The organism is Cellulomonas sp. Root485, from assembly GCF_001426705.1.
Classification (GTDB): domain Bacteria; phylum Actinomycetota; class Actinomycetes; order Actinomycetales; family Cellulomonadaceae; genus Cellulomonas.
On sequence record NZ_LMFC01000002.1, the window covers coordinates 344,964 to 367,797 of the forward strand.

The window sequence follows — 22,834 nt, forward strand, 5'->3', positions numbered from 1 at the left end:
CCTAGGTTCGGAGCATGACGGACGACGGCGGTACACAGGCCTCGACGGTGCTCGATCCCGGAGCTGTCGGTCCCGCCCCGCCGCTGACGCCGACCCGGCGTCGAGCCCCGAACCAGGTGCACCTCCTGAGCCGCAACGAGCGTGAGGCCAGAGGATCGGCCGCCCGGGTGCTGCTCCCGCGCGAGGCCCTCGCGGACATCGGGACGACGACGAAGCGCCCCGACCCGGTCGACCAGCTGGTGTCCCAGGGCCTGTCCCGGGTGACCGAGCTGCTCCCGCTGCGGTACGGGCGGATGTCGTCCTCCGCGTTCGCGTTCTACCGTGGCGCGGCGCTGCTCATGGCCTCCGACCTCGCTGCGACCCCGGACTCGGGGCTCGACGTGCAGCTGTGCGGTGACGCGCACATGTCGAACTTCGGTCTCTACGGCACCCCCGAGCGCCGGCTGCTCTTCGACCTGAACGACTTCGACGAGACGCTCCCCGGCCCGTTCGAGTGGGATGTCAAGCGGCTGCTGGCGAGCGTCGAGATCGCCGCGCGCAGCATCGGGGCGGGCGCCAAGGAGCGCCGGAAGATCGCGACCGACGTCGCGAAGTCCTACCGGACGGCGATCCGGGAGTTCGCGGCGCGGCCGAACATCGACGTCTGGTACGCCCGGCTCGACGTCGACGACTTCCTGCGGGAGCACGGGGGGTCGTTGGGGAAGGCGCAGTCGAGGACGACGGCGTCGACCGTGAAGAAGGCGCGTAGCCGGGACCACCTGCGGTCGGTGGAGAAGCTCACGGAGGTCGTGGACGGCCGGCGACGGTTCCTGTCCGACCCGCCGCTGGTGCAGACGCTGGAGGAGCTGCTAGGTGACGGTGCCCGGGTGTTCCGGGACGCGATGAGCGAGCTCGTGCGGGCGTACCAGTCGACGCTCCAACCGGACCGCCGGCACCTCGTCGGGCAGTACCGGCTCGTGGACATGGCCCGCAAGGTCGTGGGGGTGGGCAGTGTCGGTACACGGGCGTGGATCCTGCTGCTCGAGGGCGCCGACGACAGTGACCACATGATCCTGCAGGCCAAGGAGGCGCAGGCCTCGGTGCTCGAGCAGTTCCTCGGGGCGAGCGAGTACACGCAGTCGGGGCAGCGGGTGGTCGAGGGCCAGCGGCTCATGCAGGCGGCGAGCGACGCGATGCTCGGCTGGCAGCGGACGCACGGGATCGACGGCGTCCAGCGCGACTTCTACGTCCGGCAGCTGCGCGACTGGAAGGGGTCGGCGGTCATCGAGGAGATGCGGCCCGAGGGCTTCAGCCGGTACGGCGGACTGTGCGCGTGGACGTTGGCACGTGCGCACGCACGGTCGGGGGACCGGGTGGCCATCGCGTCCTACCTCGGCGGGTCGAAGGCGGCCGACGAGGCGTTCGCCGACTACGCGGCCGCGTACGCCGACCGCAACGAGTCGGATCACGCGGCTCTCGTGGCTGCCATCGGTTCCGGCCGTCTCGCGGCGGTGCACGGGATCTGAACCTCGAGCTCCACGACGTCCGCACTCCCGCGGGCTCGGGGGCGCACGAGTGCGGACGCCCGAGCGTGGGGCGCCGTAGCGTCCGCGCTCCTGTGGGTTCAGGGGTGCGCGAGTGCGGACGTCGTGAGGTCAGTCTCGGCGGAGCGCCGCGGCCGCTGCCGACACGAGCGCCGGGTCCGTCGTCGTGTAGCCGGAGGTACCGCCGCCGGGTCCCCCGGACTCGTCGACGTGCCGGCTGGCGGACAGGTGCACGGCGTCGACCCCGACGGCGACGAGCGCGGGGATGTCCGCAGGCCGCACGCCGCCGCCGGCCATGACCTGGAGGCGCCCGCCCGCGAGCGTGACGGTGGACGCCAGCCGGTCGACGCCGTCGATGCTCGCCGCGGCACCGCCGGAGGTGAGCACGCGGACGACGCCGAGCGAGGCGAGGTCGTCCAGGGCACCCGCCAGCAGGGGGACGGTGTCGAGCGCCCGGTGGAACGTGACCTCGCGCCCGTCGGCCGCATCGACCAGCCGGGAGACGGCGCCACGGTTCACCGCGCCCGAGGCGGTCAGCGCCCCGACGACGACCCCGGCCGCGCCGGCACGCACGGCTGCGCGCACGTCCCTGACCTGCACGTCGAGCTCGTCGGCGGTGTAGACGAACGACCCGGCGCGGGGCCGGACGAGCACGTGCACCCCGACGTGCGGCGGCAGTGCGGCGACGGTGGCGTCGAGGAGCCCGATGCTCGGCGTCAGGCCCCCGGTCGCGGCGAGCGCGGCGCACAGCTCGAGCCGGTCGGCTCCGAGGTCGGCGGCCAGGACCGCCCCGGCGACGTCCTGGACGGCGATCTCGAGGAGGGTCACGCCCACGACAGGAGCGGCTCGCCCGCGGCGACGGTGTCGCCGGGTCGCGCGAGCCGGGTGAGGTCGTCGGCACCTGCCTCGAGGCCCACGACCGGGCAGACCGGGGAGCGCCCGCCCAGCGCGGACGGGTCCCAGCTCACGACGACCTGCCCCGCGGAGACGACCGCTCCTTCCGCGGCGTGCAGCGTGAACCCGGCTCCGCCGAGCTCGACCGTGTCGATGCCGAGGTGGACCAGCACCGCCCGGCCGTCCTCGTGCTGCACGACGAACGCGTGCGGGTGGAGCTTCACGATGGTGCCGCCGATGGGGGAGATGACCTCCGAGCCGGCGGCGAGCGGCGGGTCGAGCGCGAGGCCGGGGCCGACGAGCTCGGCGGAGAACACGGGGTCGGCGACCTCGGACAGGCCCAGGACCTGACCGCTCACGGGGGACAGGACGGTCAGGGTCGTCATCAGCGCAGGTCCTCGATGTCGGAGGCGAGCGTGTCGGCCTCGGGTCCGACGATCACCTGGACGGCCACACCGGACCGCACGACGGCGATGGCGCCGGCCTTCTTGAGCCCGGGCTCGTCGACGAGCGCGGGGTTCTCCACCTCGACGCGCAGGCGCGTGATGCACGGCTCGAGGTCGAGGACGTTGGCGTCCCCACCGAGCGCCGCGAGGATCTGTTCTGCCTTCGTCATGTCCTGCTCCTCACATCAGCTCGTCGAGATCGGTGGCGATGAGGTCGACGTGCGGCCCCACCACCACCTGGACCACGCGTCCGGAGATCATCACGCCGAACGCGCCGGCGGCACGCAGCGCGGCGGCGTCGACGCGGCTGGCGTCGCGCACGAGCGAGCGCAGGCGCGTGGTGCACGGCTCGATCTCGTCGATGTTGTCGACCCCGCCGAGCGCGGCGAGGATCGCGGCGGCCTGGTCTCTGCTCTGCGGCCTCATTGCCGTCCTCCTGGGGTGGGTGCGGTGAGCTCGGTGCGTCGCCGGGGGACCAGGGCGGGCCGCGGGGCGCGCAGGGGCACCCAGACGCTGTAGCGGTCGGCGCGGTAGCAGGCGCGGGAGAACATCGTCGCGCTGTCGACGGAGTAGGTGCGGCGCTCGGCACGCAGCACGGCACGCGCGTCGCCGAGCCCGAGCAGCGACGCCTCGGTGTCGGTGGCCTCGTCGGCGGACAGCGTGTCCTCGCCCCACTCGGGGGCCAGCCCGCGCTCCCGCAGCGCCTCGTACATGCTCGCCGGGGGCCCGTCGTCGAAGAGGGTGGGCGCCAGGGCGACAGGCACCCAGGCCTGCTCGATGCAGATGGGGACGCCGTCCGCGCTGCGCACCCGGTAGAGGAAGTGCACCTTCTGACGCGGCTCGAGCTCGAGCGCGGTGGCGACGTCGGGGGTCGCGGAGACGACTTGGGCGGCCAGCACGGTGGTCGCGGGTTCCATGCCGCGTCGGCGCATCTCCTCGCCGAACGTGGTCAGCCGCATCTCGAAGTCCATGCGCTGCGGGGCGACGAACGTGCCGCGCCCCTGTTCGCGCACCAGGACGCCGTCGGTCACGAGCGTGTCGACGGCCTGCCGCACGGTCATCCGGGACAGGCCGAACTGCTGGCTGAGGTGGCGTTCGGACGGGATGGCGTCGCCGACCTGGAGCTCCTGCGCGACGAGGGTGACCAGGTGGTCGCGCACCGTCAGGTACTTGTGCGCGCTGCCCTGCTCCGACTCGTCCACGCGCGGCCACTCCTTTGTGAGGCGACGGTCGTCGCCGTCTCGACGTGACCCTTGACACATCATGAGGTCTAGACCAGTCTGCTCGCAACTGGTCCAGACCAGACATCGTGACTGTCTGGAACTTTCCCCCTCAGAAGCATCCCAGGACACCCAACGAGGAGTGCTCCATGACCACCGCCACCGCGGACGCCCCGGCGTCCACCGAGAAGCGGGGCTTCCCCGGCCTCGCCCAGCTCCAGCGCATCGGCCGCTCGCTCATGCTGCCGATCGCCTCCCTCCCGGCCGCCGCGCTGCTGCTGCGGCTCGGCCAGCCGGACATGCTCGGCGCCGACGGTCTCGGCGCCCACCTGCCCTGGATGCTCCCGGTCGCCGACGTGCTCGGCGCCGCGGGCAACGCGCTGTTCGCCAACCTCGCGCTGCTGTTCGCCGTCGGCGTCGCGGTCGGCTTCGCCCGCAAGTCCGACGGTTCCACGGCTCTCGCGGCCGTCATCGGCTACCTCGTGTTCAACGGGGTCTGCACCGCGCTCTCCCCGTACGTGCTGGAGAAGGCGGGCGAGGGCGAGACGCAGGAGGTCATCAACTACGGCGTCCTCGGCGGCATCGTCATGGGCCTCGTCGCGGCGCTGCTGTTCCAGAAGTACTACCGGATCAAGCTGCCCGCGTACCTGGCGTTCTTCGGCGGCCGTCGGTTCGTACCGATCGTCACGGCCGGCGCCGCGATCCTCGTCGCCGTCGCCGGCGCGCTGATCTACCCCGCGTTCAACAGCGGCTTCACCGCCGTCGGCGACTGGGTCACCAGCTCGACGATCCTCGGCGCCTTCGTCTACGGCACCATGAACCGCCTGCTGGTCCCCATCGGCCTGCACCACCTGCTGAACTCGCTGCCGTGGTTCCAGTTCGGCTCCTACACCGACACCAACGGGGACGTCTGGCACGGTGACATCGCGCGCTTCCTGCACGGCGACCCGACGGCCGGCACCTTCATGACCGGGTTCTTCCCGATCATGATGTTCGCGCTCCCCGCGGCCGCCCTGGCGATCGTGCACACGTCCAAGGCGAAGAACCGCAAGGTCATCGCGGGCATCATGGGCTCCGCGGCGCTGGTCTCGTTCGTCACGGGCGTCACCGAGCCGCTCGAGTTCGCGTTCGTCTACGTCGCCTACCCCCTCTACGTCATCCACGCGATCCTGACGGGCACGTCGCTCGCGCTGGTCAACGCCCTGGGCATCAAGGACGGCTTCGGGTTCTCGGCGGGCGCCATCGACTACCTGCTGAACTTCCGGATCGCGACGATGCCGCTGCTCCTCATCGTCGTCGGCCTCGGGTACGCCGCCGTCTACTACTTCCTGTTCCGGTTCGTCATCACGCGCTGGCAGCTGCGGACGCCTGGCCGGGAGGACGACGACGACCCGTCGACGACCCCGACCCTCGAGGACCAGCCTCCCGCGGAGAAGACGCCCGAGGCGGCCGACGAGAAGGCGTCCGCCCGATGACCTCCGCGGTCGTCGCCGCCCCGCTGACCCTGACCGGGATCGGGGTCAGCCCAGGACGTCGGGCAGGTGTCGTGGCGCGCATGCCCGACGCCCCGCCGGCGCCGTCGCCCGAGCCGTCGGCTCCGGGCACGGACCTGGAGGCGGCGGCGACCGCGGTCGACCAGGCGGCGGCACGGGTCCGCGACACCCTGGCCCGCGCCGCCGACGCGGCGAGCGGGGAGGCGGCGGACATCCTCGCGGTCACCGCGGCGATGGCCGCCGACCCCTCGCTCGCCGACGAGGCCCGGCGGCGGGTGGTCGAGACCCGGTCCACGCCCGCGAGGGCGGTGTGGGACGCGGCCGAGCTGGTCGCGGAGCAGCTCAGGGCCCTGGGCGGGATGTTCGCCGACCGGGCGCGCGACGTGCAGGACGTGCGCGACCGGATCATCGCGGAGCTGCTCGGCCTGCGGGCGCCGGGCGTGCCGGACCCGGGGACGCCGTTCGTGCTGGTGGCGCGGGATCTCGCCCCCGCCGACACCGCACGGCTGGACCCGGCGCACGTCCTCGCGATCGTCACGGCCGGTGGCGGACCGACCGCGCACACCGCCATCCTGGCGCGGTCGCTCGGCATCCCGTGCGTCGTCGCGGTGGCCGGGGCGCTCGACATCGCCGACGGGGAGACCGTGCTCGTCGACGGGTCGACCGGCGACGTCGTCCGGCACCCGTCGGCGGAGGCGGTCGACCGCGCCGCGCACGCCCGCCCCCGTCCGACCCGGCTGGAGCACCCCGGGCGCACCGCCGACGGGCACCGCGTCGCGCTGCTGGCCAACGTCGGCGACCCCGCCGGAGCGGCCGCCGCGGCGGACACCGGCGCCGAGGGGATCGGGCTGTTCCGCACCGAGTTCGGGTTCCTCGGCCGGACCACGCCGCCGAGCATCGCGGAGCAGGTCACGGCCTACGCGCGGGTGTTCGACGCGTTCCCCGGGCGACGCGTCGTGATCCGCACGCTCGACGCCGGTGCCGACAAGCCCCTGCCCTTCGTGACGGCCGCGGGCGAGCCCAACCCGGCGCTGGGGGTCCGGGGCCTGCGCACCTCCTGGGCGCACCCGGCCGTGCTCGACGACCAGCTCGCCGCGATCGCGCAGGCCGCGGCGGCGTCGTCGGCGGACGTCTGGGTCATGGCGCCGATGGTCGCGACGGCCGACGAGGCGGACGCGTTCGTCGACCGCTGCGCCGGCCACGGGCTGCCGCACGCCGGGATCATGGTCGAGGTCCCCGCCGCCGCCCTCCGCGCCGCCGACCTGCTCGACCGCGCGCAGTTCGCCAGCCTCGGCACCAACGACCTCACGCAGTACGCGATGGCGGCCGACCGGGAGCTCGCCGGGCTGGCGCAGCTCTCGACGCCGTGGCAGCCGGCCGTGCTCTCGCTCGTGCAGCTCGCCTGCGCGGGCGGTCTGGCCCGGGACCGACCTGTCGGGGTCTGCGGCGAGGCCGCGGCCGACCCGGCACTCGCACCCGTCCTCGTCGGGCTCGGCGTCACGTCGCTGTCGATGACGGCGCGGGCGCTTCCCGACGTGGGTGCGGTGCTTGCGTCGGTCACGCTGGAGGAGTGCCGGTCGCTCGCCGCGCTGGCGCTCGCCCAACGGACTGCCGACGAGGCGCGGTCAGCCGTACGGGCCGCGCTCGGGGACGTGCTGGAGGCGACAGGCCTCTAGGCCGACCGCCTTCGTGCGCGGCCGCCTTCGAGCCCGGCCGCCTTCTAGGCCGTCTGCTGCAGGAACTGCTCGAGCACGTCGATCGACGCGGCCGCGTCGGCGTCGTCGTCGGCGGTGGCCAGCACGACCTCGTCGCCGGACCCGACACCCAGCGTCATGATCGCGAGGATCGACGCGGTCGCGACGGGCGTTCCCCCGGTCTTCGCGATGGTGACCTTCGCGGGGAGCCTGCCGGCCGCCGCGACGAACTGGGCGGCGGGGCGCGCGTGCAGCCCCTCGGGAAGTGCGACGACGACGGAACGCTGCATGGCCTGCCTCCTGGCTGGTCGACGATGACGCGCTCGACCCTACTGGTCTAGACCATGTCTGCGCGAGTGCTTGTGGGAGACTCGTGCCGCTGCGGGCTCGTCCCGCACGGGAGGGCTGTCTGAGCGGCCGAAAGAGACGGTCTTGAAAACCGTTGGAGCGGGACAACCCCGTTCTCGTGGGTTCGAATCCCACGCCCTCCGCCCTGTGAGGAACGCAGGTCAGCGCGGGACGGGCTCGGCAGCCGGACGGACGGTGTTCGCGGCTCCCGCGCGGTGCCCGATCCGGGCGACCACCAGGCCCGCGACGCCCAGGGCCAGCACCAGTGGCGAGCCGATCTCCAGCGCGCGCAGCAGGGTGGAGCTCGTGGCGAGGGCGCCGATGCCGAGCGCGGCAGCCGCCTGGAGGACGTAGGCGACGACGTAGGCCGCGGACAGCACGGCCGCGCGGTGGTGCACGGGCGCACTGAGCGTCACCAGACCGAGGCCGCCGGAGAACAGGAGGCTGTAGCCGGCGCCCGCGACGACCGACGAGGCGAGGAAGAGCGGGAGCGAGTGGGCCAGCCCGGCGCTGATCAGGAGGGCGAGGCCGAGGGCTGCGGCAGGCGGCCCGATCGTCACGGCTGTGCGCGGGGCCAGGCGCCGGGCCAGCACCGCGACGACGCCGATGACGACTGCGGACACGGAGATGATCGCGCCGCCGACGAAGGCGTCGTCCGACCGCACGAGGTCCCGGGCGATCTGGGCGCCGAGCGCCAGGAAGATCGCGCCCATCGCGTAGGCGCCGCTGACCGCGAGCGTGCCGGCGACGAAGGGCGCGCGGGCGTCGCGCGGGACGTGGGGCCTGCGCGGTCGCCACGGGCCCGCGGTCTCGTCGCGCGTGTGCCGGGGGAGCAGCCAGACCAGGACGGCGCTCACGGCGGTGACCACGACGAGCACCCAGAACGTGAGGTGCGTGGGCCACGGCCCGTACTGCACGAGCGCGCCGCCCACGAGCGTGGCGAGCGCGAGGCCCGTGGCCGTCGCCGCGGTCGTGGCCGAGCTCGCCCGCGCCTGCTGACCGGGGCTGCTGAACTCGATCATGGCCGCCGTCGCAGGGCTCAGCGAGAGGCCGACGCCGACACCCATGAGCGCACGCCCGACCAGCACCCAGGCGAGGTCCGGGGCGAGCCCGAACGCGAGCGCCCCGAGCCCGAGCGCGGCGAGGCCGTACAGCATGGTGGCGCGACGGCCGATGACGTCCGACAGATTGCCGAACAGGACGAGGACCGGGACGAGCACCAGCGGGTAGACCGCGAAGATCAGGGTCGTCGTCGCCGGCGTCAGGCCCCACTCGTGGGCGTAGAGCGGGTAGACGACGGTCGGGGCGCCGCTGGCCCAGAGGGCGAGGCCGGCGACGAGAGCGGCGGTCCAGAAGCCTGCGCGGCGGTCGAGCTGGGGCACGTCGTCTCCCGGGGTACTGAGTAGGTTCGGCCAACCTAGCACTCTGACTAGGTTTCGCCAATGCAGGGCGTATGATCGGCGTCGTGACCCGCTCGCTCACCGCCGTCGACAGCCGCTGCTCGATCGCCCGCGGCCTCGAGATCCTGGGCCAGAAGTGGACCCTGCTGATCGTCCGCGAGGCCTTCAAGGGTCGGACCCGCTTCGCGGAGTTCCGGGAGCGTCTCGGGATCGCGCCGGACGTGCTCGCCGACCGTCTGAACGCGCTGGTCGAGAACGGCATCCTCGAGCGCCGCGCCTACCGCGAGGCCGGGGAGCGCGAGCGCGAGGAGTACGTGCTGACGGACGCGGGCCGCGATCTCGCACCGGTCCTGGTCGCGATCCGCGACTGGGGCGACGAGCACCGGCCCACGGGCTTCGGTCCCGCCGCGCTCCCGGTCGAGGCGGCCACGGGGGCGTCGGTGCGGATGGCGTTCCTCACCGACGACGGGCGCGAGGTGCAGGCGCGCGACGTGGGGCTCGTGCGGGGGCCGGGAGCCGAGCGGTTCTAGCGACGGACGTCTGCGCGCCACGGGGGACTAGCAGGACCGGGGCCGAGATCTCCCGCCCACGTCGACCGCTGACCCACTGCCGGTGATGTCCGCGTCCGGGAGGAGGGCGGTGCGCAGGAAGGATCCGCTCATCTAGGTTTCGCGCATGGGTTCGTACACCGAGGTCGTCCTGCAGCTCACGTTCACACCCGACACCCCGGACCATGTGCTCGCGGCGTTCTCCGCACTCGCCAAGGCCGCCCCTGGCAACCCCGAAGCACCCGAGCTGCCCGCGCCGCATCCTGTTCAGGACGAGGACTGGGGGGATTGGGAACCCACCGACGAGGTGAGCGACCCGGCCGCCGACCCGGAGCCGTGGATGCACAACTGGCCGTTGTGGTTGAGCACGTCGATGAGTGTGGGAACCACTCCGCATGCGCAGCTGGCGTGGTCAGCAATGGGAACGTGGGTCCTCAGCTGTCGCTGGGGGATCAAGTCCTGGCCCGACGCCATTCTTCCCGCCTTGCAGTGGCTCGGTCCGTTCCTCGAGGGCTGGGATCGGCAACCGACCCTGTTGGGATACATGACCGGAATCGATCCCAGACCGACGCTCGTGTGGCTGTGGCAGGGACGCATCAGCCTCGAGAACCTCACCCCTGAGGACGAGAGGAACTAGTGGTGACGGCGGCAGTGCTGGCGGACCTCTTCCTCGTGACCAGGCGCGGCCGCTGAGGCCGGGCGGTTGGCTCGTCCGCACGCCCGATTGCTCGTCCGGCTCACGGCCCGCCGGGAGCGAGCTCGACGTCCCGGCGGAGGTACCACCACGCGAGCAGCGCACAGACGACACCGTTCGCCAGACCGACGACGACGTCCGTGGGGTGGTGCATCCCGCGGTAGAGGCGCGCTGTCGCGACCGCGCACGGCACGAGGAGGCAGACCACCGTCAGCCCCCACCGCAGCCACGGCCGGGTGATCCGCTGGCACAGCAGGGCGAGCGACACGTAGAGCGCCGCCGAGGCGCTGGTGTGCCCGCTCGGGAAGGCCGTGGTCGGGGGCGAGTCGTCCAGCAGGCCGACGTCGGGACGTCCGCGGCCGACGAGCAGCGACGACGTGAAGAAGAGGACCGCCTGCATCCCGAGCGCGATCGCCGGCACGACCGCCAGCCACCACTGCCTGGTCCGCCACCAGAACAGCGCGACCACCAGCACGCACGCGGCGATGGCGAACTGGGTCTGCCCGAGGTCCGACAGCACCAGCGTGAGGGTGTTGAGACCTGCGGTGCGGCGCGCCTCGAACCACCGGTCGACGCCGGTCTCGGCCGGCAGGTCACCGAGCGGCCCGACGATCAGGAGGCCGATCCCGACCATCACCAGCCACCAGAGCGCCGCGGGAAGGATCGCCCGCCGCGCCAGGTCACGGCATGCGGACCCGAAGGTGGGCACGGACCTGTCGATCTCGTAGCGGTGCACGAACGTGTGGACGGAGCCGTGGCTCCTCGTCTCGCCGACGAGCAGGGTCATGAGGGTCCTTGTGTCGAGGGCCGTGGTCCCCAGCCCTGGTAGCCGATCGCGGAGGCGCCGACGACCGCGGTGCCGAGCAGCACGCCCGCGATCACGTCGGACGGGTGGTGCACACCGAGCAGGACGCGGTCCGCGGCGGTGGCCAGCGTGACGGTGCCGGCGACGACCGGGACGACGACCCGGCCGCGCGGCCCGAGCAGCGGCCAGAGGAGCAACGTGGTCGTCAGGGCCGCGGCGGCGGTGTTCATCGCGTGGCCGGAGGGGAAGCTCGACCCCGGCGCGTGCTCGAGCGCGTCCTCCACCACGGGCCGCGCCCGCTGGACGAGCCCCTTCGCGCCGGCTTGCAGCACCCACGCGACCATGACCGTGAGGAACGCCCACAACGCGCGCGTCGGCAGCCCGTGCCGCCGCCAGAGCCGCAGGCAGACCAGGCCCACGGCCAGGTTGACCCAGATCGGCTGCAGCAGCTCCTGCCACACCGCGAGTGCGTGGAGGAACCCGGGGTGCTCGCGGGTGAACGAGGTCGCGACGACGATCGTCTCCTCGTCGACCCGCGAGAGCCCCGGCGCCTCCGCGCGGACGAGGTAGGCGAGGACGGCGACGGGCACCGACACTCCCGCTCCGAAGGCGACCGCCCGCAGGAGGGCACGGCGACGCAGCGGGGGCTGAGGCATCCCCGCAGGCTAGGAGACCGCGGGGTTCTCGGCTCGTTGGGCAGTCGTCGGGTGGTGGACGTCACCCGGTCGTGGTCGGCGCGCGGGTTCCGGCGGGCGCTCGGTCCGGTGCCCGCCTAGGCTCACGGCGTGCCCCGACGCCATGTCCAGCTGCACGCCCGCCCGCCGCAGGAGGCGCAGGGGGAGGCTGTCGACGTGCTCGTGCGGCGCGGTCTCGACGACCTGCGCGTCGAGCTCGGCGTCCCGGCCGACTTCCCGGCGGACGTGATCGCCGAGGCGGAGGCTGCCGCGGCCGGTGCACCCGACGGCGAGCGGTCCGACGCGACGGACGTCCCGTTCGTCACGATCGACCCCGAGGGTTCGAAGGACCTGGACCAGGCGGTCCACATCGAGCGTCGCGACGGTGGGTTCCGGGTGCGGTACTCGATCGCCGACGTCGCTGCGTGGGTGTCGCCCGGGGGTGCTCTCGACGACGAGGCGCGCGACCGCGTCGAGACGCTGTACGCCCCGGACGGCCGCACGCCGCTGCACCCGCCGCTGCTGTCGGAGGGCGTCGCGAGCCTGCTGCCCGACCAGGTGACGCCGGCGCTGCTGTGGACGATCGACCTGGACGCGGAGGGTGCCCCGGTCACGGTCGACGTGCGCCGCGCCTCTGTACAGAGCCGTGCGCAGCTGACGTACGTCGGGGCGCAGGCGGCTCTCGACGACGGCACCGCGGACGAGACGCTCCAGCTGCTGCGGGAGGTCGGCATCCTGCGGGAGGCGGCCGAACGGGCACGCGGCGGCATCACGCTGCCGACCCCGGAGCAGGTGGTCGAGCAGGGTACCGACGGGGTGTGGACCCTGGGCAGCCGCGCGACCCTGCCCGTCGAGGAGTGGAACGCGCAGATCTCGCTGCTGACGGGCATGTGCGCGGCGCGGATCATGCTGGACGGCCGCATCGGCATCCTGCGGACGCTGCCCGACGCTGACCCGCGGGACGTGGCGCGGCTCCGCCTCTCCGCGCACGCGCTGGGCGTGCCGTGGCCGGAGGGCGCGACGCCGGGCGACGTCATCCGCGATCTCGATGCGGCGAACCCGGCGCACGCGGCCCTGCTCACCGACGCGACCTCGCTGCTGCGCGGCGCCGCCTACGTGGCGTTCGACGGCGAGGTCCCGTCGTTCACGATGCACGCTGCCATCGCCGCGCCCTACGCCCACACGACCGCGCCGCTGCGCCGGCTGGTGGACCGGTTCGTCGGTGAGACGTGCCTCGCCCTGTGCGCCGACCGCCCGGTGCCCGACTGGGTCCGCGACGCGCTGCCGGAGCTGCCCGGACTGATGGCGTCGGGGGACAAGCACGCCGCCGAGTTCGAGCGCGGCTGCCTGGACCTGGTCGAGGCGGCGCTCCTGACCGGGCGGGAGGGCGAGGAGTTCGACGGTGCGATCGTGGACGTCCGCCCCGACCGCGACACCGGGATCGTGCAGCTGCGCGACCCGGCCGTCCGCGGACGGATCGAGGGTGCCGCCCTGCCGTTGGGCGAGGACGTCCGGGTGCGGCTGACCGAGGCGTCGGTGGCGCAGCGCAAGGTGCTGTTCGAGCTTGCTCAGGCCGACTCGGCCTCGTCCTCGGCCCCGAACCTCGATCGCAGATAGTCCGCGTACCCCGCGGGTGCGCGTCCGACCAGGCGCCCCGAGGTGATCACGTCGCAGGTGTCCGTCGCGACGATGCGCGCCCCGGACGCGACGAGCGCGGCCACCAGGTCGACGTCCTCGTGCGCGGGCCGGTCGGGGAAGCCGCCCGCGCGCAGGTAGGCGTCGGCGCGGACGCCGAGGTTCGCGCCGTGCACGTGCCCGTTGGGCCGGCCCGGGACGCGGGTCGCGCGCCACCCGGCCAGCTGGGTCGGGGTGAGGTCGACGGGGTCGGGTCGCACCGTGCCGACGACGACGTCGGCGCCCGCGTCGGCGAGCCGCACGTGCTCCAGGATCCAGCCCTCGGGTACGGCTGAGTCGGCGTCGGTGCTGGCCAGCCACGTCTCGCGTGGGCTGGTCGTCGCGCGGTCGAGAGCGTCGCGCACGCCCGCGGCACGAGCGGCGCCGACGCGGCCCTCGTCCAGGTCCACGAGCCGGACGTCGAGGTGACCGAGCGCCACGGAGCGGGTGCCGTCGGTGCACCGGTCGAGCACGAGCACCAGGTCGACCGTCAGGTCGGGCAGCACCGCCCGCGCGGCCTGTCGGGATGCCTGCAGCGCGCTCAGGCACCGGCCGACCAGGGCCTCCTCGTCACGAGCCGGGACGACGACGACGACATGAGTGATGCGGGGTCTCATGCCAGACCTGTCCGCTGCGCCACCGATCGCGGGTCGTCGCCGTACACGTCGAGCAGCAGGTCCTTCTCGCGGTGCTCCGCCAGCAGCGTGAGGTCGGTGGTCCGGCGCAGCACGCGGTGCACCTCGTCCCCGGTCAGCGGGTACGCCTCGACCGGGTGGCGCCAGTGGCAGGCCACCAGGGTGCCCCCGGGTGCGAGGCGAGCGCGCAGGTCGGCGAGCACCCGGTCGAGCGTCGGGCGGTCGACGTAGTAGCCGACCTCCGAGAGGACGACGAGGTCGAACGAGCCCGCGGGCACGGCGTCGGCCACGTCCGCGACCTGCACGTGCACCTGCGGCAGGTCGACCACGCGCTTGCGAGCGCGCTCGACCGCGGCCGCGGACACGTCGACGGCCAGCAGGTGGTCCGCGCGCTGCGCCAGCTCGGCGGTCAGCACCCCGATCCCGCACCCGACCTCCAGGACGTCCCGGTAGCGGTCGTCCGGGAGCGCTGCGAGCGTCAGTGCGCGCTTGCGCTGCTCGTACCACCGGTCGGTGTACCCCCAGGGGTCGTCGTGCCGGTCGTACGTGGCGTCGAAGAACTCGCCCGCGAGCGTCGGGCGGGCAGGCTCGTGGGAGACGACGATCTCGACGTCCCGGTCGAACGTCCGCAGGAACGCGGGGTGCAGCGTCGGCGCATCCGTCGGGTCCGACGACAACGGCGCGACCTGCGTCGCGTGCGCCGCGACCGCCCGGTGCTTGCGGACCACCGACCGGTCCGCCAGCTCCACCACGCGGAGCTGGTCCCACGGCACCCGGGGGTCGTCCGGGGTGGCCCAGTGCCACATCCAGATCGGGTACTCCAGGAACGTGCAGCCGAGCTCGTCGGCCAGCGCCGCGCAGACCTCGCCCACGATCCGGTGGTCCCGGTGACCGTCGCCCCGCCACGTCGCGACGAGCTGGTCGACCGGTGCGCCGTCGGCCAGCAGCGCCCGCAGGTCGGCATCGATCGCCTCGCGGACCTCGCGCAGGCCGCCGTCCGGGTACCCGAGCAGCGTGACGGGGGAGGCCGGCGACAGGACGTGCACCGCCTCCACGACCTCCGCCCACCGGCGAGCCGCCAGGGCCTCGGCGTCGAGCGTCGGGGAGCCGGGATGGGAGGCGCTGCCGTCGGAGACGATCACGACCTCGGCCGGGCACCCGGCGTCCGCGAGCTCCGCGAGGATGCCGCCGACGCCCAGGGTCTCGTCGTCGGGGTGCGCGGCGACCACCACCGTGCGGCCTGTCCGGCGCAGCGCGAGCGCGGGCAGGTCCCGGAACCGTGGGTCGGCGGACCAGGCAGCGGCGGGGGTGCCCGGTGCGCGACCGTCGAAGGTCACCACGGCCGTGCCCCCGCCGCGATCGTCTGCCCCAGCGACGCGTCGTCGCGCTCGGCGTGCTGCTGGCGGACGTAGACCTGCAGGTCGGCCACGCGCTTGGCGTGCTCGGCCTCGAGCGCCAGCGGAGCCGGGCCCAGGGCGTGCGCGGCACGCGACAGGACGTCCTCGCAGGCGCTCGCGACCGTCGCGCGGACCCGCTTCGCCAGGAGCCGGCCCTGCGCGGCGTCGAGCCCGTGCGCGTCGACGAGCGACGCGGCCTCCGCGAGCGCGCGACGGGCGTCCTCCAGCCGGCGGTCGACCGCCCCGAGGTGCATCGCGAGCAACGGGTCGTCGCGCTGGGCCGCCTCGGCGTGCACCCGTCGGCCGATGCCGACCGCGCCACCGAACCAGCAGGCGGCGACCCCGATCCCGCCCCACCAGAACCCGGGTCGCTCCAGGTACCAGCCGGGAGTGCCGACGGGCGTCGCGGCGACGTCGTCGAACGCGACGGCCGTGCTGGGGATCTCGGCGAGCCCGCGCGACTCCCACACCTGGTCGAGCGGCCGGACCCCGGGGTCGTGCAGGTCGACCGCGAACAGCGCTCGTCCGCCGCCGGCCAGGTGGGCCGTGACCAGGGCGGCGTCCAGCACCCCGGCCAGCGAGCACCAGGGCTTGGTCCCGTGGAGCCGCCAGCCGTCGCCGTCGTCGATCGCGTCGAGCCGCACGCCGGGGCCCTCCGCCGCGTAGACGCCCCACGTGCGGTCGTCGCGGTCGGGCGTGCCGGCCTGCGCGAGGATCGCACGGGCGTCCAGGTGCGGCTCCACCGCGCGGGCGACGCCGAGGTCGGTGGCGCCGAGTGTGGCGAGCAGCTCCCACAGCTCGCGGGTCGCGCCCTCGCCGGGGCGCAGGCGGTCCGGCCAGGTGGCGCGCAGGGCGTCGTCGACCGTCCGGGGAACGTCGAGGATCGGCCCGCCCGTGCGGAACGGCAGCAGGCGCACGGCGTCGTCGACCATCGTCGTCATCTCCGGGGGCAGCGCCTCGGACCGCTGCTCGATCCGTCGTCCCAGATCATCACCGGCTCGCGCCGGACGCGCGACCTGGGACGACACCCGTGCGCAGACGCAGGCCCGCGTGGCAAGGTCGGAGCGTGCACCCGAGCGCCGGACCGATCCGATGAGCGAGCTCGACGAGGTCGTCGACGACCTCTACTCCGGGCCGCCCGCCGAGTTCGTCTCCCGACGGTCCGCCGCGGTGAAGGCCGCCCGCGCGGACAAGGACCGGGAGCTCGCGGAGGCCATCGGCGAGCTGCGCAAGCCGACTGTCTCCGCCTGGCTGGTCAACCTCCTGGTGCGCGACGACGCCGACCTCGCCGGGCAGATCGTCGCCCTCGGCGAAGGGCTTCGCGACGCGGAGAAGTCCCTCGACGGCCCCGCCCTGCGCGAGCTGTCCAAGCAGCGCCGGCAGCTGGTCCGCTCGCTGGTCGCCCGGGCCCGCAAGCTCGCGCAGCCGACCGGGCAGAAGATCGGCGACGCCGTCGTGCAGGAGCTCGACGCCACCCTCACCGCCGCCCTGGCCGACCCGGCGGTCGCTCGCGAGGTGGTCTCCGGCAGGCTGACCGCCGCGCGCGAGTACGCGGGGTTCGGCAGCGCGGACTCGTCGGACGGCGAGACGCCGGCCCCCCCGGCGCCGCGACCGCCGAAGCCGCCCAAGCCGACGCCCGCCCGCGGGAAGCTGCGGCTGGTGGGCGAGTCGGAGCGGGCCGAGCCGACCGGTGAGTCCGCGGCGGAGCGCGACCGTCGTCGCCGCCGCGAGGAGCGCGAGCAGCGGGCACGCGACGAGGCGCAGGCCGCGTGGGAGCAGGCGGACCGCGCGGCGTCCGAGGCGAAGCGCCGGCACGACGCGGCGGTCGCGGCCCGCGACGAGAGCGCCGCGGAGGTTGCGCGGACCGAGGAGGCTGCCGCTCGCGCGCACGACGAGGAGGACGACCTGGTGCGCGCGCTCGCGGAGGCCCGCCGCAGGCTCGCCGCCGCCGGGAAGGCCGCAGCGGTCGCCGACAAGGAGGTCGGCACCGCGCAGCAGACCCTCCGGGCCGACGAGCGCGAGCTCACGACGGCGGAGCGCGAGCTGCACCGCGCGGAACGTGCGCGGGACGCCGCCGCTGCCGCCCGCGAACGTGCCCACCCGGCCGGCGACTGACGACGAGGAGGACGGATGGCAGGCAGGGACGACGCCCCGCGGGTGCACGCGGAGACGGCCGAGGAGTGGCGCGACTGGCTCCTGGCGAACCACGCGACCGAGTCCGGCGCGTGGCTGGTGTCGTGGAAGTCGACGACCGGCCGACCCTCGGTGGGCTACGTGCGGTCCGTCGAGGAGGCGCTGTGCGTCGGCTGGATCGACTCGTCGGGCCGGAAGCTGGACGACGAGCGGTCGATGCTCTGGTTCACCCGCCGCAAGGCCGGCAGCGGTTGGGCGGGGACCAACAAGGAGCGGGTCGTGCGGCTGGAGGCCGAGGGCCGGATGACGCCGGCCGGCCGCGCGATGATCGACGCGGCCAAGGCGGACGGCTCGTGGACCCTGCTCGACGACGTCGAGAACCTCGTCATCCCGGACGACCTCGCGGCGGCGTTCGAGCGGCACCCCGGCGCGCGGGAGAACTTCGACGCCTTCCCGCCGTCGGCCCGTCGCGCCATCCTCGACTGGATCGTGCACGCCAAGCGCGACGCGACGCGTGCCGCGCGGCTGGAGGAGTCGGCACGGCTCGCGGCGCAGAACGTCCGGGCCAACCAGTGGGTACCCAAGGCGTAGGTGCAGGTCAGGGGACGCTTTGGTGGTGGGCCACCCGCACGGGTACCCTGTGCTGGTCCTGGAGACGTCGCATAGCCCGGTCTAGTGCGCGACCCTGCTAAGGTCGTGAAGGCGTAAGCCTTCCGTGGGTTCAAATCCCACCGTCTCCGCTCTCACAACAGCTCGAACCCTCAGGGTTCGGGCTGTTGCTGTGTCCGGCCCCGCCGGCCCAGGACCACGTCGCCGACGATCACCGCGAGCAGCACCCCGTTCGACACCCAGTTCAGGGCCAGCGGCGTCAGCGCGTCCCGCAGCAGGAACACGGCGAGCACCACGACGACGCCCACGAGGTGCGCCACCGACCACCGGCCGCCGGTCGCCCGTCGGAAGAACGCGTTGCCCAGCAGGTAGACGGCCGCCGCACCGCAGATGAGCCCTGCGGTCCACGTCCCGGTGTGCCCGAGCGGGTGCTCGAGGACGAGCTCGTCGGCGACCGCCGTGAGCACGATGCCCACGATCAGCAGGAACGGGACGTACGTGTAGGCGGTCTGCGCGACCATCCCCGGGTTGGTCTGCGACGAGAAGTACGCGGTGGCGGACTGCTCCGACCGGTCGAAGAACAGCAGCCACATGAGCACGGTGCTGGCGAACGCGGCGAGGAACGCCAGCAGGGTCGTGGCGTCGAGCTCCAGCTCCGCGAACGCCGTGCCGGTCACGATGATCGACTCGCCCAGGCTGATGATGAGGAACAGGGACACCCGCTCGGCCATGTGCGACCCGCGGACCGACCACGTGTGCGGGTTGGTCGGCCCGAGACCCGGCACCCAGAACAGGGCACGGGGCCCGGCGACGTCGAGCAGCGCCGCGACGACCCAGAGCACCAGCCGCGTCCGCTCCTCGTGCGTGAGGGCCCCGGCGATCCAGAACGCCCCGGACACGCTCAGCCACACGGTGATCCGCACGAAGTTCTGGGCGTTCTCGGGCCAGTGCCGGCCCATCGCCCACACCGTGAACAGGGTCCGGCCCACCTGGATCAGCACGAACGGGACCGCGAACAGCAGCGCCTTGTCCTCGAACGCCTCCGGGATCGCGCTCGACATCAGCAGCCCGAGCCCCATGAGGACCAGCAGCATCGTGCGGACCGGCACCTTGTCCGGGTCCAGCCAGTTGGTCACCCAGGTGGTGTCGATCCACAGCCACCACACCGCCCAGCCCAGGATCAGGGTGTGCACCAGCGTGGTCAGGTCGGGGTGCGCGATGAGGCTGTGCGACAGCTGCGTGACCGCGAACACGAACACCAGGTCGAAGAACAGCTCCACGTAGCCGACCCGGCTGCTGTCGTGCCCGTCGCCGTGCCGCAGGACGTCCGCCCGCATGCCCCAGTGCCCGCCGCCCGTGCCGATGCGGTTCGTGGTCGTCGACATGGCCGCGATCCTGCCACGAGCGTGTGACGGCTCACGTGCCTACGGTTTGGGCGACCGGGCTCCTGGCCTGTATCGTCGTCTCCGGCCCTGCGGGGTCATGCGCCCGTAGCTCAATGGATAGAGCATCTGACTACGGATCAGAAGGTTGGGGGTTCGAGTCCCTTCGGGCGCACACGGAACAACGGCACCCCACGGGGTGCCGTTGCTCGTTTCCGGGACGATGCGACGCTGAGCGTCAGACCTCGGCGCGGCGCTTCTCGACGCGGTTGCGCAGGAAGATCAGCGGGAGGATCAGCGCGCCGAGCATCGTCACGATCCAGACGGTGAGCGAGCCGAACACCCACGCGCTGGTGCCGCTGATGGTCAGGCCGTCGCCGACGAGGGTCGCCACCCACAGCGCGGCCACCGTGGAGACCAGGCCGACACCGCCCGTGAGCGCGTTCGCGTACTTGCGGGACATCACCAGGAACCACGGCGTCAGGATGCTCTGCAGGACGGCGAACACGACGACGGCGACGAGGAACCCGGAGGCCGTCACGGTGAACCCGTCGACGATCAGCGACGCGATCCAGAGGCCCAGGGCCGCCGACGCCAAGAAGATGAACGCCCGGATGAGGAAGACGACCATGCGCGCACGCGCTCCTTCGTCGGTGGCGGTCGCAGGACTGCTCCCGGCCCTTGAGGCTCACAGTAGGGACTGGCCGCACGCGCCGCCAGGGTGTGACCAGTCCGTTTGTTACGAGTGATCGCACGATGGGCCCCAGGTCCGGCGCGCCCGCTACCGTGGCGAGGGTGACGGACAACACGACCCCCATCGCCACCCCTGAGCACACCGTGGACGGCTTCGTCAGAGAGTTCCTCCGGGAGCTCAACTTCGGTCAGGGCACCGACCTGACGCGCGCCTCGGTGAACGACAAGTACCTCGCCATGGCACGGACCGTGCGCCACTACCTGATGGTCCGGTGGCTGGCCACGCTGCGCCGCCAGTACCAGATCCAGGCGAAGTCGGTCGCGTACCTGTCGGCGGAGTTCCTCCTGGGCCGGCAGCTGGACAACGCGCTGCTCGCCGCGGACCTGGACGAGGTCGTCGAGGAGGGGCTGGCGTCCCTCGGCATCGACCTGGCGGAGCTGCGTGAGGCGGAGGTCGAGCCCGGCCTCGGCAACGGCGGCCTCGGACGGCTCGCAGCATGCTTCATCGACTCGCTCGCGACGATGAACGTGCCCTGCATCGGCTACGGCATCCGCTACGAGTACGGGATCTTCCGCCAGACGTTCGTCGACGGCTGGCAGGTGGAGAAGCCCGACAACTGGCTGGCGCTCGGGTCGCCGTGGGAGTTCCCGCACCCGGAGTCGGCCGTGACCGTGGACTTCGGCGGCCACACCGAGCAGTACGACGACGACGGCGTCACCCGGTCCCGCTGGGTGCCGGGCTGGAGCGTCCTCGGCGTCCCCTACAACTACATGGTCCCCGGCTTCGAGAACGGCCGCGTGAACACCCTGCGGCTGTGGAGCGCGCGTGCGACGCGTGCGTTCGACCTGGAGATCTTCAACGCCGGCGACTACGCGCAGGCCGTCCGGGCGCAGACGTTCGCGGAGAACATCTCCAAGGTCCTGTACCCGGAGGACTCGACCCCGCAGGGCAAGGAGCTGCGCCTCCAGCAGCAGTACTTCTTCGTCGCGTGCTCGCTGCGGGACTTCCTCGACCAGGTGCTGCCCTCGGACTTCGACCTGCGCACCCTGCCCGAGCGCATCATCTTCCAGCTCAACGACACCCACCCCGTCATCGCGATCCCCGAGCTCATGCGGATCCTCGTCGACGAGCGCGGCTGGGAGTGGGACGAGGCCTGGGCGATCACCCAGAAGTGCTTCGCGTACACGTGCCACACGCTGCTGCCCGAGGCGCTCGAGGTCTGGTCCGTGGAGCTCCTGGGCAAGCTGCTGCCGCGACACCTCGAGATCATCTACCGGATCAACGAGGACTTCATGGCCGAGCTGCGCGAGGCCTACCCGGACGACGAGCTGCGCGTGCGCCGCATGTCGATCATCGCCGAGTACCCCGAGCGGGCGGTCCGGATGGCGTACCTGGCGACGGTCGCCGGGTCGAAGGTCAACGGTGTGGCCGCCCTGCACTCGCAGCTGCTCAAGGACAAGGTCCTGCACGACTTCTCCGACCACTTCCCGGACAAGTTCACCAACGTCACCAACGGCGTCACCCCGCGTCGGTTCGTGCGGCTGGCCAACCCGGGGCTCTCGGAGCTGATCACCTCCGCGATCGGCGACGGGTGGGTCACTGACCTGGACAAGCTCAAGGAGCTGGAGCCGCTGGCCGACGACGCCGGCTTCCGGGAGGCGTTCCGCCAGGTCAAGCGCGCGAACAAGCTCCGGCTGGTCGACGTCCTGGCCGCACGCGACGGCATCACCGTCGATCCCGACACGATGCTCGACGTCATGGTCAAGCGCCTGCACGAGTACAAGCGGCAGACCCTCAAGCTCCTGCACGTCGTCACGCTGTACGACCAGGTGACGTCGGGCGCCGTGAAGATCGAGGACGTCACCCCGCGGACGTTCGCGTTCGGGGCGAAGGCCGCTCCCGGCTACCGGATGGCCAAGCAGACGATCGGGCTGATCAACGCGGTCGGCCGGACCATCAACACCGACCCCGCGCTGCAGGGCCGGCTCACGGTGGCGTTCCCCGCCAACTACAACGTGACGCTCGCGGAGAAGCTCATCCCCGCGGCGGACCTGTCCGAGCAGATCTCGCTGGCCGGCAAGGAGGCGTCCGGCACCGGCAACATGAAGTTCGCGCTCAACGGTGCCCTGACCATCGGCACCGACGACGGCGCGAACGTCGAGATCCGCGAGCTCGTCGGCGACGACAACTTCTTCCTCTTCGGTCTGCTGGAGCCCGAGGTCGCCGAGATCGTGGACCGCGGGTACCACCCGACGTCCTACTACGAGGAGAACCGCTCGCTGCGGCACGCGCTCGACCTGATCGCGTCGGGGGCGTTCTCCGGCGGCGACCGGGCGACGTTCGAACCCATCGTGTCCAACCTGCTGTCGGAGGACCGGTTCCTGGTGCTGGCCGACTACCAGGCGTACATCGACGCCCAGGAGCGGGTCGACGAGGCGTATGCGGACACCGAGGGCTGGACCCGCTCGGCGGTGCTCAACGTGGCCCGTTCCGGGTTCTTCTCCTCCGACCGCAGCATGCGCGACTACATCGACCGCATCTGGGGCACGCACCCCGTGCTGCCCGAGTAGG

23 protein-coding genes and 3 tRNA genes are annotated in these 22,834 nt (G+C 73.0%); 12 read left to right on the forward strand and 14 right to left on the reverse strand.

All coding sequences use genetic code 11. The annotated features are described in order from the left end of the window. Positions 1 to 14 precede the first annotated feature (14 nt). Complete coding sequence (locus tag ASD16_RS10290) at positions 15 to 1,505, forward strand: DUF2252 domain-containing protein (protein ID WP_082570761.1); 1,491 nt, start codon at positions 15 to 17, stop codon at positions 1,503 to 1,505. Between the two features lie 129 nt (positions 1,506 to 1,634). Here ASD16_RS10290 and ASD16_RS10295 read toward each other — a convergent pair whose 3' ends face one another. The 5 genes from ASD16_RS10295 to ASD16_RS10315 are packed head-to-tail and all read right to left on the reverse strand — an operon-like array spanning position 1,635 to position 4,065. Next, a complete protein-coding gene (locus ASD16_RS10295; protein ID WP_055916482.1) occupies positions 1,635 to 2,357 on the reverse strand; it encodes a copper homeostasis protein CutC in 723 nt (240 codons plus the stop codon). Next, positions 2,348 to 2,803: a PTS glucose transporter subunit IIA gene (locus ASD16_RS10300; protein WP_055916484.1), complete on the reverse strand. Its 456-nt coding sequence runs from the start codon at positions 2,801 to 2,803 to the stop codon at positions 2,348 to 2,350. Before ASD16_RS10300 ends, ASD16_RS10295 begins: the two co-directional genes overlap by 10 nt. Beyond that, positions 2,803 to 3,033 carry a glucose PTS transporter subunit EIIB gene (locus tag ASD16_RS10305; protein WP_055916486.1) on the reverse strand — a complete coding sequence of 77 codons (231 nt, stop codon included), beginning with the start codon at positions 3,031 to 3,033 and terminating at the stop codon, positions 2,803 to 2,805. The genes ASD16_RS10300 and ASD16_RS10305 overlap by 1 nt, the downstream gene beginning before the upstream one ends. Positions 3,034 to 3,043: 10 nt before the next feature. Next, a complete protein-coding gene (locus tag ASD16_RS10310; protein ID WP_055916488.1) occupies positions 3,044 to 3,289 on the reverse strand; it encodes a glucose PTS transporter subunit EIIB in 246 nt (81 codons plus the stop codon). Then, positions 3,286 to 4,065, reverse strand: coding sequence for a GntR family transcriptional regulator (locus ASD16_RS10315; RefSeq protein ID WP_055916490.1), 780 nt, complete (start codon positions 4,063 to 4,065; stop codon positions 3,286 to 3,288). Before ASD16_RS10315 ends, ASD16_RS10310 begins: the two co-directional genes overlap by 4 nt. A 167-nt stretch (positions 4,066 to 4,232) precedes the next feature. Between ASD16_RS10315 and ASD16_RS10320 the strand changes: the two genes are divergently transcribed. Beyond that, complete coding sequence (locus tag ASD16_RS10320; RefSeq protein WP_055916492.1) at positions 4,233 to 5,558, forward strand: PTS transporter subunit EIIC; 1,326 nt, start codon at positions 4,233 to 4,235, stop codon at positions 5,556 to 5,558. Continuing rightward, positions 5,555 to 7,252 carry a phosphoenolpyruvate--protein phosphotransferase gene (gene ptsP / locus ASD16_RS10325; RefSeq protein WP_055916494.1) on the forward strand — a complete coding sequence of 566 codons (1,698 nt, stop codon included), beginning with the start codon at positions 5,555 to 5,557 and terminating at the stop codon, positions 7,250 to 7,252. Before ASD16_RS10320 ends, ptsP begins: the two co-directional genes overlap by 4 nt. A 44-nt stretch (positions 7,253 to 7,296) precedes the next feature. On the opposite strand, the gene ASD16_RS10330 is transcribed toward ptsP, so the two are convergent. Beyond that, entirely contained in the window at positions 7,297 to 7,560 is a 264-nt protein-coding gene (locus tag ASD16_RS10330; RefSeq protein ID WP_055916496.1) for an HPr family phosphocarrier protein, read from the reverse strand. 109 nt (positions 7,561 to 7,669) lie between these two features. On the opposite strand from ASD16_RS10330, the gene ASD16_RS10335 reads away from it, so the two are divergent. Further along, positions 7,670 to 7,761 (forward strand) — tRNA-Ser (locus ASD16_RS10335). 18 nt (positions 7,762 to 7,779) lie between these two features. On the opposite strand, the gene ASD16_RS10340 is transcribed toward ASD16_RS10335, so the two are convergent. Further along, positions 7,780 to 9,000 (reverse strand): MFS transporter, encoded by a 1,221-nt coding sequence (locus ASD16_RS10340; RefSeq protein ID WP_055916498.1) that lies wholly within the window; start codon positions 8,998 to 9,000, stop codon positions 7,780 to 7,782. Between the two features lie 83 nt (positions 9,001 to 9,083). Between ASD16_RS10340 and ASD16_RS10345 the strand changes: the two genes are divergently transcribed. Both ASD16_RS10345 and ASD16_RS10350 read left to right on the forward strand, forming a co-directional pair. Next, a complete protein-coding gene (locus ASD16_RS10345; RefSeq protein WP_235523234.1) occupies positions 9,084 to 9,548 on the forward strand; it encodes a helix-turn-helix domain-containing protein in 465 nt (154 codons plus the stop codon). Positions 9,549 to 9,693: 145 nt separating this feature from the next. Further along, positions 9,694 to 10,203, forward strand: a complete 510-nt coding sequence (locus ASD16_RS10350) for a hypothetical protein (RefSeq protein WP_055916502.1) — start codon at positions 9,694 to 9,696, stop codon at positions 10,201 to 10,203. Between the two features lie 100 nt (positions 10,204 to 10,303). On the opposite strand, the gene ASD16_RS10355 is transcribed toward ASD16_RS10350, so the two are convergent. Continuing rightward, positions 10,304 to 11,047: a phosphatase PAP2 family protein gene (locus tag ASD16_RS10355; protein ID WP_055916504.1), complete on the reverse strand. Its 744-nt coding sequence runs from the start codon at positions 11,045 to 11,047 to the stop codon at positions 10,304 to 10,306. Beyond that, positions 11,044 to 11,721 carry a phosphatase PAP2 family protein gene (locus ASD16_RS10360; RefSeq protein ID WP_055916506.1) on the reverse strand — a complete coding sequence of 226 codons (678 nt, stop codon included), beginning with the start codon at positions 11,719 to 11,721 and terminating at the stop codon, positions 11,044 to 11,046. Before ASD16_RS10360 ends, ASD16_RS10355 begins: the two co-directional genes overlap by 4 nt. A 129-nt stretch (positions 11,722 to 11,850) precedes the next feature. Between ASD16_RS10360 and ASD16_RS10365 the strand changes: the two genes are divergently transcribed. Further along, entirely contained in the window at positions 11,851 to 13,356 is a 1,506-nt protein-coding gene (locus tag ASD16_RS10365) for an RNB domain-containing ribonuclease (protein ID WP_235523236.1), read from the forward strand. On the opposite strand, the gene ASD16_RS10370 is transcribed toward ASD16_RS10365, so the two are convergent. The 3 genes from ASD16_RS10370 to ASD16_RS21730 are packed head-to-tail and all read right to left on the reverse strand — an operon-like array spanning position 13,308 to position 16,377. Next, on the reverse strand, positions 13,308 to 14,030 hold the full coding sequence (locus ASD16_RS10370; RefSeq protein ID WP_055916508.1) for a glycosyltransferase family 2 protein: 723 nt from the start codon (positions 14,028 to 14,030) through the stop codon (positions 13,308 to 13,310). The genes ASD16_RS10365 and ASD16_RS10370 overlap by 49 nt on opposite strands. Then, the gene (locus tag ASD16_RS21725; RefSeq protein WP_055916510.1) at positions 14,027 to 15,388 is read right to left on the reverse strand and encodes a PIG-L family deacetylase; all 1,362 of its coding nucleotides are present in this window, start codon (positions 15,386 to 15,388) and stop codon (positions 14,027 to 14,029) included. Before ASD16_RS21725 ends, ASD16_RS10370 begins: the two co-directional genes overlap by 4 nt. Then, positions 15,382 to 16,377 (reverse strand): acyl-CoA dehydrogenase family protein, encoded by a 996-nt coding sequence (locus tag ASD16_RS21730; RefSeq protein WP_055918246.1) that lies wholly within the window; start codon positions 16,375 to 16,377, stop codon positions 15,382 to 15,384. The genes ASD16_RS21725 and ASD16_RS21730 overlap by 7 nt, the downstream gene beginning before the upstream one ends. 160 nt (positions 16,378 to 16,537) lie before the next feature. Between ASD16_RS21730 and ASD16_RS10385 the strand changes: the two genes are divergently transcribed. From ASD16_RS10385 to ASD16_RS10395, 3 genes are all read left to right on the forward strand, one after another. After that, complete coding sequence (locus ASD16_RS10385) at positions 16,538 to 17,560, forward strand: hypothetical protein (protein WP_055916513.1); 1,023 nt, start codon at positions 16,538 to 16,540, stop codon at positions 17,558 to 17,560. A gap of 15 nt (positions 17,561 to 17,575) precedes the next feature. Continuing rightward, positions 17,576 to 18,169, forward strand: a complete 594-nt coding sequence (locus ASD16_RS10390) for a YdeI family protein (RefSeq protein ID WP_055916515.1) — start codon at positions 17,576 to 17,578, stop codon at positions 18,167 to 18,169. A 60-nt stretch (positions 18,170 to 18,229) separates the two neighbouring features. Continuing rightward, positions 18,230 to 18,318: transfer RNA gene (locus ASD16_RS10395), tRNA-Ser, on the forward strand. Between the two features lie 21 nt (positions 18,319 to 18,339). On the opposite strand, the gene ASD16_RS10400 is transcribed toward ASD16_RS10395, so the two are convergent. After that, entirely contained in the window at positions 18,340 to 19,572 is a 1,233-nt protein-coding gene (locus ASD16_RS10400) for a low temperature requirement protein A (protein ID WP_055916517.1), read from the reverse strand. 99 nt (positions 19,573 to 19,671) lie between these two features. Between ASD16_RS10400 and ASD16_RS10405 the strand changes: the two genes are divergently transcribed. Further along, positions 19,672 to 19,744: transfer RNA gene (locus ASD16_RS10405), tRNA-Arg, on the forward strand. Positions 19,745 to 19,807: 63 nt separating this feature from the next. On the opposite strand, the gene ASD16_RS10410 is transcribed toward ASD16_RS10405, so the two are convergent. After that, complete coding sequence (locus ASD16_RS10410) at positions 19,808 to 20,200, reverse strand: phage holin family protein (RefSeq protein ID WP_055916519.1); 393 nt, start codon at positions 20,198 to 20,200, stop codon at positions 19,808 to 19,810. A 164-nt stretch (positions 20,201 to 20,364) separates the two neighbouring features. Between ASD16_RS10410 and ASD16_RS10415 the strand changes: the two genes are divergently transcribed. Continuing rightward, positions 20,365 to 22,833: a glycogen/starch/alpha-glucan phosphorylase gene (locus tag ASD16_RS10415; protein ID WP_055916522.1), complete on the forward strand. Its 2,469-nt coding sequence runs from the start codon at positions 20,365 to 20,367 to the stop codon at positions 22,831 to 22,833. Position 22,834: the final 1 nt, after the last annotated feature.

Bases quoted from the DNA above. Each gene is read 5' to 3' on its own strand.
- ASD16_RS10290 (WP_082570761.1), top strand. From the start codon at position 15: ATGACGGACGACGGCGGTACACAGGCCTCGACGGTGCTCGATCCCGGA.
- ASD16_RS10300 (WP_055916484.1), bottom strand. From the start codon at position 2,803: ATGACGACCCTGACCGTCCTGTCCCCCGTGAGCGGTCAGGTCCTGGGC.
- ASD16_RS10305 (WP_055916486.1), bottom strand. From the start codon at position 3,033: ATGACGAAGGCAGAACAGATCCTCGCGGCGCTCGGTGGGGACGCCAAC.
- ASD16_RS10310 (WP_055916488.1), bottom strand. From the start codon at position 3,289: ATGAGGCCGCAGAGCAGAGACCAGGCCGCCGCGATCCTCGCCGCGCTC.
- ASD16_RS10320 (WP_055916492.1), top strand. From the start codon at position 4,233: ATGACCACCGCCACCGCGGACGCCCCGGCGTCCACCGAGAAGCGGGGC.
- ptsP (WP_055916494.1), top strand. From the start codon at position 5,555: ATGACCTCCGCGGTCGTCGCCGCCCCGCTGACCCTGACCGGGATCGGG.
- ASD16_RS10330 (WP_055916496.1), bottom strand. From the start codon at position 7,560: ATGCAGCGTTCCGTCGTCGTCGCACTTCCCGAGGGGCTGCACGCGCGC.
- ASD16_RS10350 (WP_055916502.1), top strand. From the start codon at position 9,694: ATGGGTTCGTACACCGAGGTCGTCCTGCAGCTCACGTTCACACCCGAC.
- ASD16_RS10355 (WP_055916504.1), bottom strand. From the start codon at position 11,047: ATGACCCTGCTCGTCGGCGAGACGAGGAGCCACGGCTCCGTCCACACG.
- ASD16_RS10360 (WP_055916506.1), bottom strand. From the start codon at position 11,721: ATGCCTCAGCCCCCGCTGCGTCGCCGTGCCCTCCTGCGGGCGGTCGCC.
- ASD16_RS10370 (WP_055916508.1), bottom strand. From the start codon at position 14,030: ATGAGACCCCGCATCACTCATGTCGTCGTCGTCGTCCCGGCTCGTGAC.
- ASD16_RS21730 (WP_055918246.1), bottom strand. From the start codon at position 16,377: ATGGTCGACGACGCCGTGCGCCTGCTGCCGTTCCGCACGGGCGGGCCG.
- ASD16_RS10385 (WP_055916513.1), top strand. From the start codon at position 16,538: ATGAGCGAGCTCGACGAGGTCGTCGACGACCTCTACTCCGGGCCGCCC.
- ASD16_RS10390 (WP_055916515.1), top strand. From the start codon at position 17,576: ATGGCAGGCAGGGACGACGCCCCGCGGGTGCACGCGGAGACGGCCGAG.
- ASD16_RS10400 (WP_055916517.1), bottom strand. From the start codon at position 19,572: ATGTCGACGACCACGAACCGCATCGGCACGGGCGGCGGGCACTGGGGC.
- ASD16_RS10410 (WP_055916519.1), bottom strand. From the start codon at position 20,200: ATGGTCGTCTTCCTCATCCGGGCGTTCATCTTCTTGGCGTCGGCGGCC.